This is a genomic window from Leifsonia sp. Ger2509 (assembly GCF_055231915.1).
The window spans coordinates 3641087-3652996 of the sequence record NZ_JBUYVB010000003.1; the positions used below are offsets into that span (position 1 = coordinate 3641087).

Consider the following 11910-nt stretch of genomic DNA (forward strand, 5'->3'; position numbering starts at 1 on the left):
AATAATTCGAGGTTTCTTCAACTTTGGGAGAGGGCCGGATGACCGACCGCACGATGCACCAACTGGCAACGCCGGCACGGCGCGCCGTCGCAGTGCTCGCCGCGACCGTGGTGGCCGCGCTGGTGGTGACCGCGACGTCCGGAGCGATCTCGTCTCGCGTCGTCGACGCTCGGGATGCGGCCCGGTCCGCAGCCATCACCTCCCTTGGAACGGTGCACATCCAGACCGCTGCCGGCCTGCGCTCGGCAGTCGCCGAGACGCGGCTCGCGGACGCCGTCGGCGTCGCCCAGTCCGACGTCGTCCGGGCGAGGCACATCCTCGCCGCGAGTGCGGGCAAAGCCGCACCGGCCGGACGTACCGCGCTCGCTGCCGCCATTGCATCCGTCACCGCGCTCAGCGGTTCGAACGCCTACCTGCTGACCGGCGCCGTCATGCACCTGCGCGAAGCCGAAAAGGCCGTGACCGATTCGGTCGCGGCGTGGGAGCGCGCCGAACAGAAGCGACTCGCGGCGGCAGCGGCTGCACAGTCGGCCGTCCTCGCGGCTGCCGAATACTCTGCACGCCGCGACACGGCGAGTGCTGACTCTGCGGGCGGTGGCGGTGGCGTGACGACGCACGCCGTCACCGTCGCTCACTATGCGCCCGGAGTGTCCTCGACACGACCGGACAACTCCGGGTGCGGACCCTGCCCCGGCGCAACGCTCGTGCTCACCCCGTCGGGATACTGGGGCTGCCCGTAGCGAAGCTCTGCTGCCATCCGACCGACCGCGGGTGACAGCAGCGAACGACTGTGGCGTCGAGCCTCCTGGTGTCGGGCACTCAGGAGGTCGACGCCACAGCGTCGTTCTCGGGGTTCAGCTCGCCAAAAGTTTGGCGGGCAATCGTGCTGGGTGCGGGCATTCTGGCGACCGAACGGCGTTCGGCCGCCGCGCGCAGGCGGGTCAGGCCGTGCGGCGCTGCAGCGTCAGCGAGCCCACGATGATCGCGGCCACCGCGAATGCGCCGATGATGAGAAGCTCGCCCCCGATGTAGGCGGCATCGTGCGAATCGGTCGCCACTGCGTTGAGCGCATCGATCGCGTGCGACAGCGGCAGCCAGTCACTGATGATCTCCAGTCCCTGCGGCAGCTGGTCGCGCGGGATGAAGATCCCGCCGAGCAGGATCTGCGGGAACACGATGAGCGGCATGAACTGCACGACCTGGAACTCAGTGCGGGCGAACGCGCTCGCGAACAGGCCGAGAGTGGTCCCGAGAATGGCATCCGCGAGGGCGACGGCGAGGAGCAGCCAGACGCTGCCCTTGATCGTGAGACCGCAGACCCACACCGCGAACCCCACGGCGACGACCGACTGGACGATGGCGAGCGAACCGAACGCCAGGGTGTATCCGAGGATGAAGTCGCCTTTTCCCATCGGCATCGACAGCAGCCGTTCGAGTGTGCCGGTGCGGCGCTCCCGCAGCGTCGTGATGCTCGTGACGAGGAACATCACGATGAAGGGGAACAGCGCGAGCATGGCCGGGCCGATCGTCTGGAACGTGTCCGTGTCGGTGAAGATCCAGGCGACCAGCCCGATGAGAAGGCTGGGGACGACGATGAGCAACCCGATCGTCCGCGGGTCGTGGCGGATCTGCGAGAGGACACGGCCTGCGGTGGCGAACGTGCGCGAGAAGGTCATCGTTCCCCTCCCTCTTCGAGGTGCTTCGGATGGTGCCGGATCAGCGCGAGGAACGCGTTCTCGGCGTCCCCGGCGCCCGTCCGTGCAAGCAGGCCGGCCGGCGTCTCGTCCGCCAGGATCTCGCCCTCCCGCATCAGGAGGAGCCGGTCGCACCGCGTCGCCTCGTCCATCACGTGGCTGGAGACGAGCAGGCTCGTCCCGACGCTTGCGAGCCGGTGGAACAAGTTCCACAGGTCGACGCGCAGCAGGGGGTCGAGGCCGACGGTCGGCTCGTCCAGGATGAGCACCTCGGGCGAGCCGAGGAGCGCCGCCGCGAGCGAGACACGGCTGAGCTGGCCTCCCGACAGCGTCGATACGAGCTGGGATGCGCTCGCTCCGAGGTCGGTCGCGTCGATGACACGCTCGACGTCGTCCTTCGGTGCGCCGAGGACGCTCCTGAAGTAGTGCAGGTTCTGCCTGACGGTGAGGTCGTCGTAGACGCTCGCCGACTGTGTGACGTAGCCGACGCGGTGGCGAAGGGATGGGGACCCGGCCACATCGCCGAGCACCGTCACCGTTCCGCTGGAGATCTTCTGGACGCCCACGATCGATCGCATCAGGGTGGTCTTGCCGCAACCGCTCGGCCCGAGGAGGCCGATGACCTGCCCGCGCGGGATGGTGAGAGAAAGTCCGTCGAGCACCATCTGCCTGCCGCGTCGAACGCGGAGGTTCTCGATGACCACGGCCGCCTCCGACAGATTCACCATGAGGTGGGTCCGATCGGCTGCGACGGAACGACGTCCATGAGACAGAGCGTAGTACCGCCGGTTCACGCAGCACTTGCTTTGAGTGTGGTGGGAAGCCCGTGGGAGCCCGGTGCACCGAAGATATGATGAGTTCGCGTGCTGAATGCGCCCCCACAGTCAAGGAGTTCGTGCCATGGATTGGCTTATCCCGGTCATCATCGTCGTCGTAATAGTCGCGATCATCGGGATCTACCTCTGGGCGACGTACAACTCCCTCGTCACCCTGAACGTTCGCGTCGACGAGGCGTGGAGTGACATCACGGTGCAGCTGAAACGGCGTGCCGACCTCATCCCGAACCTGATCGAGACGGTCAAGGGCTATGCCGCTCACGAGCGGGGGGTCTTCGAATCCGTGACCAAGGCGCGTGCGGAGACGCTTTCGGCTACGGGGCCGGCCGAGGCGTCCGTGGCGGAGAACCACATCCAGGCGGCGCTGCGCAGCATCTTCGCGGTCGCGGAGGCCTATCCGCAACTCCAGGCGAGTCAGAACTTCCTGCGACTGCAGGCCGACCTGGTCGACACCGAGGACAAGATCCAGGCGTCGCGCCGGTTCTACAACGGTGGTGTCCGTGAACTGAACACCAAGATCAAGGTGTTCCCGAACAGCATCTTCGCCAAGCGACTCGGCTTCAGCGCGCGCGACTTCTTCGAAGTCGGAGACCTCGCGGCGATCGCCGAACCGCCCCGCGTGCAGTTCTAGCGGCGGGCGGCAATGTATAGAGCAATTGCCAGGAACAAGCGCAACACGGTCATCACCATCTTGCTGTTCCTGTTGATCATCGGCGGTCTCGGCTGGCTCGCGGCATACATCTACCAGAACACGACGATCGTCATCATCACGCTGGTGGTGGCGACTCTCTACGCGGTCTTCCAGTACTACCTGGCCAGCAGCCAGGCACTGAGCATGGCCGGCGCGATCGAGATCCAGAAGGCCGACAACCCGCGCCTGTGGAACGTGGTCGAGAACCTCTCGATCACCACGGGCACCCCCATGCCCAAGGTCTACATCGTCAACGACCCGGCCCCGAACGCTTTCGCGACGGGCCGTGACCCGCAGCACGCTGCTGTCGCGGCGACCACCGGGCTCCTGGACATCATGACCGACCCGGAACTCGAGGGGGTCATGGCCCACGAGCTCGGGCACGTGCGAAACTACGACATCCGCCTGTCGATGATCGTGTTCGGTCTCACCGTCGCCGTCGGGTTCATCGCGGACATGTTCCTGCGGATGGCCTTCTTCGGTGGCGGCCGCAACAACAACAACAGCGGCGGGGGAGGCGGAAACCCGGTCGTGTTCATCTTCGGCCTGGTCGCGATGATCATCGCGCCGCTGGTCGCCACGCTCGTGCAGCTCGCCGTGTCACGCCAGCGGGAATACCTGGCGGATGCGACGGGCGCTATGACGACGCGGCACCCGGATGCGCTGGCGAGCGCCCTGCTGAAGCTGCAGGACTACGGCCGGCCGATGCGCCGCCAGAATTCGTCGATGGCACATCTGTGGATCGCGGAGCCTCTGAAGCCGAGCCTGATGAGTCGCTTGTTCAGCACTCATCCGCCGATCCCTGAGCGCGTCGACCGCCTCGAGAAGATGGGCAGCAGCTTCTAGGGCTGCCCGAGAGTCGCCCCTGGGGCCGAGCTGACCCCGCACGGCGGCGAGACTCGGCGCGACCGGCGATTCTCGGTCACCCGAGCGCGCTCGCGAGCGCAGGAGCAAGGTCGCCGCGACCGGCGACGACCACCTCGCCGAGGCCCTGCCAGGCCGCTGTCTCCTGGAGCAGGGCCGCGACTCGCTCGGCGGTGTCGGCGGGCGCATCCGGTTCCGTCCACGCCGCCTGCACGCGCAGGACGCCCGCCTGCCGGTCGTTCTTGAGGTCGATGCGGCCGACGATCCTGTCGTCGAGCAGGATCGGCAGCACGTAGTAGCCGTAGACCCGCTTGGGCTCCGGCGTGTAGATCTCGATGCGGTAGTGGAAGTCGAACATGCGCAGGCCCCGGTCGCGATACCAGACGACGGGGTCGAAGGGGGAGAGGAACGCGCTCGCCTCGAGTCGCCTCGGTCGACGTGCGTCCCGGTGCACCCACGCCTGCTCGGGCCTGCCGTTGCGTTCCCACCCGTGCACTGTGACGGGCACCAGCTCGCCGGCCTCCTCCAGCTCGCGGACCGCGACAGCTGCGGGGGCACGCTTGATGCGGTAGTAGTCGGCGAGGTCGCCGAGGGTGCCGATTCCGTGGGCGACGGCCGAGCGTCGCACGAGTTCGCGGACCGCGTCGGCCTCGTCGACTTCCCGAGCGAGGATCTCGGAGGGGATCACGTTCTGGACGAGGGCGTATCGCCGCTGGAACCGTGTGCGCCCCGCGATCGCCACCTCACCGAAGTAGAACATGAGCTCGAGCGCCCGTTTCACATCGGACCAGCCCCACCACGGCCCGTTGCGCTTGTTGGCGTCATGCTCGATCTCCCCGGCAGCGAGCGGTCCGCTGGCCGCGAGTTCGGCCCGCAGCCAGTCGACCGTCGACCGGTTGCTCTGGAACCAGCCGTCTGCGGGGTCTCCGAGCTTTCGGCGGTAGTCGGCCATCCTCCAGCGGAACAGCGACCAGTCCTCGCGCCGGATCAGGGCGGCCTCGTGCGCCCAGTACTCGGTGTGCGGCGCTTTGGCCTCGAACGTGAGCCTGTCGAGGAGTGCTTTGTCGTAGGCGCCGACCCGCGCGAAGACGGGCAGGTAGTGGCTGCGCTCGAAGACGTTCACCGAGTCGATCTGAAGCAGGTTCAACCGGTCCATCAGGCCGTTGAGCTGCCGGGTGCCGACGATCGCCGGGCGCGGCCGCCCGAATCCCTGGGCGGCGAGGGCGATGCGTCGGGCGCTCGCGGACGAAATCTTCTCAACCATCGACTCGACCCTAGTGGCCGCGTCCGACACCGGCTCAGCGAGGGGGTGGACAGCCGGGAGTAGAATTTTCCTCATGTCTGAGGAAAGCTATGAGATCGCGGCTGCCCGGTTCGATGACACGAGGGTCGATCTCACCGCCTTCGAAAAGGATCTGACCCTCGAGGACTGGACGAGGATTCGCCGGATCCACCCCTGGTTCCCTCCGCCCATCGACGTCATCAGTCCGATCAAGACCATCGGCAAGGGCCGGACCAACCTCACCCTCGGTGCGCCGGACATCCTGCAGACCGATGCGGCGACGCCGTATGCGAGCCTCAGCTACCGCCAGACGCCGGCGGGCGGCCCGTTCGTCTCCGTCCATTTCGAACCGGCCGCCTACGGCATCACCACCCCGGCGACGTATGTCATCGCGTTCCTCCTCGAATCCTCGAGCGCGGTCTCGCTGGTGGCAGGCGGCTATGCGGCGGGCGGGACGCTCGGGGGAACCGGCGCCAAGACCCTCGTCGGCAAGAGGGCGTTCTCCGTCGTTCTCAGCGACGTGCCCGCGAACGGACAGGTCAACGCGTACATCCAGCAGTCGAGCCCGGGCGGCTCCTGGACCTGGTACTCGACAAGCATCGAATACCCGCCGCTCATCATCCAGATCGGCGGTCTGGAGCCCTGAACCCGGCCCCTGGGACGCGCCTCCCCGTAGACTTGCCGGGTGGCTACGACAGACGGAACTGACGCAGGACGCACACCGGATAGGCCGCGCGGGGGGCTCTTCGCCGGACTCAGGCGGGGGGCGCCGACCGTGGCGGTGCCCGCACCGATCGAGGAGTCGCTGCCTCGCGGCGTCCGCGTCGCCGGGGCATGGTCGTGGCGGCTGCTGGTGATCGGAGCCGTGATCGCCGTCGCGATCTTCCTGATCGTCCAGCTGCGGCTCATCGTCATCCCGCTCCTGATCGCCGTGCTGATCGCCGCCCTCCTCGTGCCGTTCTCGGCGTTCCTCCACCGGCATCACTGGCCCCGCTGGGTCGCCATCGTGACGGCGATGCTCACCCTGATCGTCGTCGTCGGGGGACTGTTCTACCTCGCGATCTGGCAGGTCACGCGCGAAGCCTCGTCGTTGAGCGTCCAGAGTGTCGCTGCGTACCACCAGTTCCGCGACTGGCTCACCACCGGACCGCTCGGCCTGACCCCCTCCCAGATCGACGGCTACCTGAAGCAACTGGGCGACGCCATCCAGCAGGACAGCCAGATCTTCATCTCGGGCGCGCTCTCGATCGGGTCCACACTCGGCCACGTGCTCACCGGCGTTCTCCTGACGGCGTTCAGCCTGATCTTCATCCTGATCGACGGCAAGGGCATCTGGAACTGGATCGTGCACATCTTCCCGCGCACGGCGCGCGCGGCCGTCGACGGGGCCGGGCGAGCGGGCTGGCTCACGCTCACGAGCTTCGCGAAGGTCCAGATCCTCGTGGCGACGATCGATGCCGTCGGTATCGGTCTCGGCGCGTTCATCCTCGGGCTCCCACTGGTCATCCCGATCACCGTGCTCGTGTTCCTCGGCTCGTTCATCCCGATCGTCGGCGCCGTGCTGACCGGCGCTCTCGCCGTCTTCATCGCCCTGATCTTCAAGGGATGGGTGTTCGCCCTGATCATGCTGCTGATCGTCCTCGGCGTCCAGCAACTCGAAGGGCACGTGCTGCAGCCGTTCATCATGGGTACCGCCGTCAAGGTGCACCCGCTCGCCGTCGTCCTGGTGGTGGCGGCCGGCTCGCTCCTCGCGGGGATCCCCGGTGCGCTGTTCGCGGTTCCGCTCGCCGCGGTGCTCAACGTCATGGTGCAGTACGTCTCGAGTGGTGTCTGGCGCACCGGACCGCCCAGTGACCCATCCCTCATCCAGCCCATCCCTGTGCTCTGGGAGACCGTTCCGCGACCGGCGCGCAGGCCGCGCTGACCCGTTTCGCCATGCCTTCCCAGGAATATGAACGCCAATAGACTGAACCGGTGGCTACCCTGACCGGAACGACGCGCACACCATTCGCAGGCCCGACTCTCGATGAGATCGAGGCCGCTCGTGACGTCGTCTCACGAGTCGCCGAACACACTCCGATGGAGACGTCGCGCTACCTCGCGGAGGTCCTCGGAGCGCCCGTCCACCTCAAATGCGAGAACCTGCAGCGCACCGGGTCCTACAAGATCCGCGGCGCCTACAACCGGCTGGCGCAGCTCTCCCCCGAGGAGCGCGAGCGCGGCGTGGTGGCGGCTTCCGCCGGCAACCACGCCCAGGGCGTTGCCTTCGCCGCGCGCAACCTCGGGATCGCCGCCACGATCTTCATGCCGCGCGGAGTCGCCATCCCGAAGCTGCAGGCCACCCGGGACTACGGGGCGGATGTCGTGCTCCGCGGCGACACGGTGGAGGAGCCGCTGCGTGCTGCCGCGCAATTCGCCTCCGAGACCGGCGCCGTGCTCATCCCGCCGTTCGACCACAAAGACGTCGTGACCGGACAGGGCACGCTGGGCCTCGAGATCCTCGACGACGTTCCGGACGTGGCGACGGTCGTCGTGCCCATCGGCGGGGGCGGACTCATCTCCGGTGTCGCGACCGCGGTCAAGCTGCGTGCGGCCAAGGAGGGTCGGGAGATCCGCGTGATCGGAGTGCAGGCGGCCAACGCGGCCGCATATCCGCCGTCACTGGCGGCAGGGGAGCCCACCGAGATCTCGTCGGTCGCGACCATCGCCGACGGCATCGCGGTCAGCAAGCCGGGAGTCCTGAACTTCGAGATCATCCGCGACACGGTCGACGAGGTCGTGACAGTCAGCGAGGACGACATCGCCCGGGCGATGCTCGTGCTGCTGGAGCGCGCCAAGATGGTCGTCGAGCCGGCGGGAGCGGTGTCGGTCGCCGCGATCCTCGCGGGCAAGATCGCGCCCACCGGGCCGACCGTCGCGATCCTCAGCGGCGGCAACATCGACCCTCTGCTCATGCAGCGCGTCATCGGTCACGGGCTCGCCGCATCCGATCGCTACCTGAAGCTCACGATCATGCTTCCGGACCGTCCCGGCCAGCTCGCGCGCATCGCCGAGCTCCTCGCCGAGGCGAACGCCAACGTCGTGGAGGTGCTGCACACCCGGCATGGGCACGACCTGCAGCTCACCCAGGTCGAACTCGACGTGAGCGTCGAGACCCGCGGTACCGAGCACAGGCAACTCGTCATCGAGGCGCTGCGCACCGCCGGATACGACCCGGTCGTCGACTACGAATAGCGCGTACGAATAGCCCGGCCGACCCGCCGCAGCGGGCAGGCCGCGCATCGCGGCCGGCTACTGGCCCGTGTACGTCTCCACCTTGGTGATCGTCACCGCGATCACCCGTCCGTTGGGCGCGGTGTAGCTCGTCGAGTCGCCGACCTTGAGTCCGAGAATGGCCGCGCCCAGCGGGCTCTGCTCGCTGTAGACGGAGAGGTCGCTTCCCGAGGCCATCTCGCGGTTGCCGATGAGGAACACGCTCTCGTCGCCCGCGATGTCGGCGGTGATGACCGTGCCCGGCTCCACCACGCCGTGACTCTCCGGCGCAGCCCCGACCGTCGCGTGGCGCAGCAGCTGGGTGAGTGTCACGATGCGGGCCTCGATCTTGCCCTGCTCGTCCTTCGCGGCGTGGTACCCGCCGTTCTCCTTGAGGTCTCCCTCTTCGCGAGCGGCCTCGATACGTTTGGCGATCTCGTTTCGGCCGTTGATGCTCAGCTCCTCGAGCTCGGCCGCGAGGCGGTCGTAAGCATCCTGGGTCAAGAAGGTGACCTGAGTCTCCTGAGACATGCTGAACTCCTTTTGCGCCATCCGCGGATCTCTCCCGGATGTGATGGACGGTCGGGTTGTAGCTTCCGACATAAAGTCGACGCCCCGACGTATCCGTCAGGGCGTTCAGAAGAGCTTAAGTCAGCCAGCAGCTCGAAATCAAACCGGTGTTGCTCAACTCGGTCGTCCTGATGATCTCAGTATGACTCGTAACACGCTGCGAGGCGGCCGGGTAGGAGATGATTCGCCACCCGACGATGGCGAAGTTCTGGTCGAGCGCCTGAACCGCGCAGGTCACCGGCGTCCCCGGCGGGGTGTTGATGGCGAAGGTCACACTGATCGTGTGGTCATCGACGATCGTGTGGGCGGTGTCGGTCGCCTCGAGGTTTCCGGACGAGCCGTCCAGCCCGGCCCAGAGGACCCAGGCCGTGAAGACGGCGACGAAGGCGAGTGCGATGCCGACGATCCACCAGCGGTCACGCCGCGATCGATTGCGTGTACGGCCATACCGTTCGGCAAGCTGCTCAGTCACAGCCATGCTTCTCCCAGCACTGATACTCCCGTGAAAATGGTGCGCCGTTCCGAACGGTTAGGCTTGAGTTCAAGACTAGGAGAGATTCCTGAGAACCACGGCCGCTCCACGAAGGGCCCGCGAGAAGTGAAGACGGAAATGCCTGAGACCGACCCGTTCGCCGGAATCGAGAACATCGCGTGATCGCAGCCTTTCTGCGGACGGCAGCGTCGACGCCGTCCCCCACGCCGACGACGCCCGCCGACTTCAACCCGGACACGGTCACACCCGGCTTCGTGGGCTTCATCATCACGTTCCTGATCGCGGTCGTCGTCGTGCTGCTCATCATCGACATGGTCCGTCGCATCCGTCGCGTGCGTTACCGCGACGAGATCCGTCAGCTCCTCGACAAGGAGCAGCTGCGCGAGCTCGACCAGGACGTCGACCCGGAGCCCAAGGACGAGACCGACCCCGACCAGGGCCCCGACGCGCCCAAGCGCTGAGGCATCGCCCCGTCGAGCACAGGAAAAGGCACCTCATTCCGTGCGGAGGAGGTGCCTTTTCCTGTGCTCGAAGCCCGGGCCGCTCAGCCGACGTTGTAGACGGGGTGCATCGCGATCAGCAGCACGGCGGTCCAGTGGCAGAGGAACGCCAGCACCGTGAGCGAGTGGAAGATCTCGTGGAACCCGAAGACGCCCGGCCACGGGTTGGGCTTCTTGAGCCCGTAGATGATCGCTCCGGCCGTGTAGAGCAGACCGCCGACGATCACCAGCACCATCATCGCCACGTTCGCGTCGAGCAGGTCGACGATGTACATCATGGCCGCCCAGCCGAGGGCGAGGTAGATCGGCACGTACAACCAGCGCGGGGCGGTGATCCAGAACACGCGGAATCCGATGCCGAGGAGAGCGCCGGCCCACACGAGTGTGAGCAGCAGGACGCCCTTCGAGGGCGGAAGCGCGAGGACGGCGAGAGGCGTGTACGTCCCCGCGATCAGCAGGAAGATGTTCGCGTGGTCGATGCGCTTCAGGATGATCTTGGTGCGCGGTTTCCAGTCGAAGCGATGGTAGAGGGCCGAGTTCCCGAAGAGCAGCATCGACGTCAGCACGAACACGGCCGAGGACCATTTCGCAGGTGCGCCGTGGGCCAGCGTGATGAGCACGATTCCGGCCGCAACGGCGACCGGGAAGGTCACCGCGTGGATCCAGCCACGCCAGGTCGGTTTGATGTCGGCGACGTTCGCGACCGACGCGTCGAGGAGCGGGATGTTCGGAAGATCCGGCCCGTGCTCCTCGTCTTCTTTGACCGCGGCATCGGCCGGCCCGAGAGCGGAGGCCGGCTCGGAAAGGAGCTCGGCGACGTCCTCGGACTCGTTGGCCTTGCGGGGATTCATGGTGCAAGAATACGGGACGCCCGCGCCTCCGACCCTGTGAGTCGGCGGAGCGCTCGCTCGCGGTAACGTACAGGTGTGACGAAGCAGCGGACATCCCTGGGGCGCGGCCTGCTCTACGGTCTCTACCAGAATCGGCTGCGCAGAGGACTCACCAAGGATGTCGTTCCGGGCCACGTCGCGATGATCATCGACGGCAATCGGCGCTGGGCCCGCCTCGCAGGGCATGAGACGGTCGCGCACGGGCATCGTGCGGGTGCCGCGAAGATGCGCGAATTCCTCGAATGGTGCGACGATCTGGGCATCTCCGTCGTCACCCTGTACCTCCTGTCGTCGGACAACCTCACCAATCGCGAGACCGAAGAGCTCTCCGACCTGATCGTGATCATCTCCCAGCTGGCCGAGGACCTGTCGCACTATCGCAACTGGCGGGTGCAGCACGTCGGCTCGACCGCCGGCCTCCCGGAACAGCTCGTGCAGGCGCTGGCCGCGGCGGAGAAGCGCTCCGCGAACAACACCGGGCTCCACATCAACCTTGCGGTCGGCTACGGCGGCCGCAAGGAGATCACTGATGCGATGCGCAGCATCGTCGCGGCCCACCACGCCGAGGGAGGCAGTCTGGAGACCCTCGCCGATCTGCTCACCCCGGACCTGATCGGTGAGCACCTCTACACCGGCGGCCAGCCCGACCCCGACCTCGTCATCCGCACGTCCGGTGAGCAGCGGCTGAGCGACTTCATGCTGTGGCAGAGTGCGCACAGCGAGTTCTACTTCGTGGAGGCGCTCGGGCCCGACCTGCGCGAGGTCGACTTCCTGCGCGCCGTGCGCGACTACTCGCGCAGGCAGCGCCGTTATGGTGGCTGACCGGCTCGATTGAGCA

14 protein-coding genes are annotated in these 11910 nt (G+C 67.0%); 8 read left to right on the plus strand and 6 right to left on the minus strand.

The annotated features are described in order from the left end of the window. Positions 1–38 precede the first annotated feature (38 nt). Positions 39–740, plus strand: a complete 702-nt coding sequence (locus tag ACV7NN_RS17635; protein ID WP_463350857.1) for a hypothetical protein — start codon at positions 39–41, stop codon at positions 738–740. 201 nt (positions 741–941) lie between these two features. On the opposite strand, the gene ACV7NN_RS17640 is transcribed toward ACV7NN_RS17635, so the two are convergent. Both ACV7NN_RS17640 and ACV7NN_RS17645 read right to left on the minus strand, forming a co-directional pair. After that, positions 942–1676: an ABC transporter permease gene (locus ACV7NN_RS17640; RefSeq protein WP_463350858.1), complete on the minus strand. Its 735-nt coding sequence runs from the start codon at positions 1674–1676 to the stop codon at positions 942–944. Further along, complete coding sequence (locus ACV7NN_RS17645; RefSeq protein ID WP_463350859.1) at positions 1673–2422, minus strand: ABC transporter ATP-binding protein; 750 nt, start codon at positions 2420–2422, stop codon at positions 1673–1675. The genes ACV7NN_RS17640 and ACV7NN_RS17645 overlap by 4 nt, the downstream gene beginning before the upstream one ends. Before the next feature lie 172 nt (positions 2423–2594). Here ACV7NN_RS17645 and ACV7NN_RS17650 point away from each other — a divergent pair, with 172 nt between their 5' ends. Both ACV7NN_RS17650 and ACV7NN_RS17655 read left to right on the plus strand, forming a co-directional pair. Next, entirely contained in the window at positions 2595–3161 is a 567-nt protein-coding gene (locus ACV7NN_RS17650; RefSeq protein ID WP_463350860.1) for a LemA family protein, read from the plus strand. A gap of 12 nt (positions 3162–3173) precedes the next feature. Beyond that, positions 3174–4067: a M48 family metalloprotease gene (locus tag ACV7NN_RS17655; RefSeq protein ID WP_463350861.1), complete on the plus strand. Its 894-nt coding sequence runs from the start codon at positions 3174–3176 to the stop codon at positions 4065–4067. Positions 4068–4143: 76 nt separating this feature from the next. Here ACV7NN_RS17655 and ACV7NN_RS17660 read toward each other — a convergent pair whose 3' ends face one another. Continuing rightward, on the minus strand, positions 4144–5349 hold the full coding sequence (locus ACV7NN_RS17660) for a winged helix-turn-helix domain-containing protein (RefSeq protein WP_463350862.1): 1206 nt from the start codon (positions 5347–5349) through the stop codon (positions 4144–4146). Between the two features lie 73 nt (positions 5350–5422). On the opposite strand from ACV7NN_RS17660, the gene ACV7NN_RS17665 reads away from it, so the two are divergent. The 3 genes from ACV7NN_RS17665 to ilvA are packed head-to-tail and all read left to right on the plus strand — an operon-like array spanning position 5423 to position 8601. Then, on the plus strand, positions 5423–6013 hold the full coding sequence (locus tag ACV7NN_RS17665) for a hypothetical protein (RefSeq protein WP_463350863.1): 591 nt from the start codon (positions 5423–5425) through the stop codon (positions 6011–6013). Between the two features lie 39 nt (positions 6014–6052). Further along, positions 6053–7291: an AI-2E family transporter gene (locus tag ACV7NN_RS17670; protein WP_463350864.1), complete on the plus strand. Its 1239-nt coding sequence runs from the start codon at positions 6053–6055 to the stop codon at positions 7289–7291. A gap of 50 nt (positions 7292–7341) precedes the next feature. Further along, the gene (gene ilvA, locus ACV7NN_RS17675) at positions 7342–8601 is read left to right on the plus strand and encodes a threonine ammonia-lyase (RefSeq protein ID WP_463350865.1); all 1260 of its coding nucleotides are present in this window, start codon (positions 7342–7344) and stop codon (positions 8599–8601) included. A gap of 57 nt (positions 8602–8658) precedes the next feature. On the opposite strand, the gene greA is transcribed toward ilvA, so the two are convergent. Further along, complete coding sequence (greA, locus tag ACV7NN_RS17680; protein ID WP_463350866.1) at positions 8659–9150, minus strand: transcription elongation factor GreA; 492 nt, start codon at positions 9148–9150, stop codon at positions 8659–8661. Positions 9151–9265: 115 nt separating this feature from the next. Next, a complete protein-coding gene (locus tag ACV7NN_RS17685; RefSeq protein ID WP_463350867.1) occupies positions 9266–9661 on the minus strand; it encodes a DUF4307 domain-containing protein in 396 nt (131 codons plus the stop codon). A gap of 179 nt (positions 9662–9840) precedes the next feature. On the opposite strand from ACV7NN_RS17685, the gene ACV7NN_RS17690 reads away from it, so the two are divergent. Next, positions 9841–10143: a hypothetical protein gene (locus ACV7NN_RS17690; protein WP_463350868.1), complete on the plus strand. Its 303-nt coding sequence runs from the start codon at positions 9841–9843 to the stop codon at positions 10141–10143. Positions 10144–10226: 83 nt separating this feature from the next. Here the strand turns inward: ACV7NN_RS17690 and trhA are convergent, their stop codons facing one another. Then, complete coding sequence (gene trhA, locus ACV7NN_RS17695; RefSeq protein WP_463350869.1) at positions 10227–11033, minus strand: PAQR family membrane homeostasis protein TrhA; 807 nt, start codon at positions 11031–11033, stop codon at positions 10227–10229. Positions 11034–11108: 75 nt separating this feature from the next. Here trhA and ACV7NN_RS17700 point away from each other — a divergent pair, with 75 nt between their 5' ends. Further along, positions 11109–11894 carry an isoprenyl transferase gene (locus ACV7NN_RS17700; RefSeq protein WP_463350870.1) on the plus strand — a complete coding sequence of 262 codons (786 nt, stop codon included), beginning with the start codon at positions 11109–11111 and terminating at the stop codon, positions 11892–11894. The last annotated feature ends 16 nt before the right edge of the window (positions 11895–11910 follow it).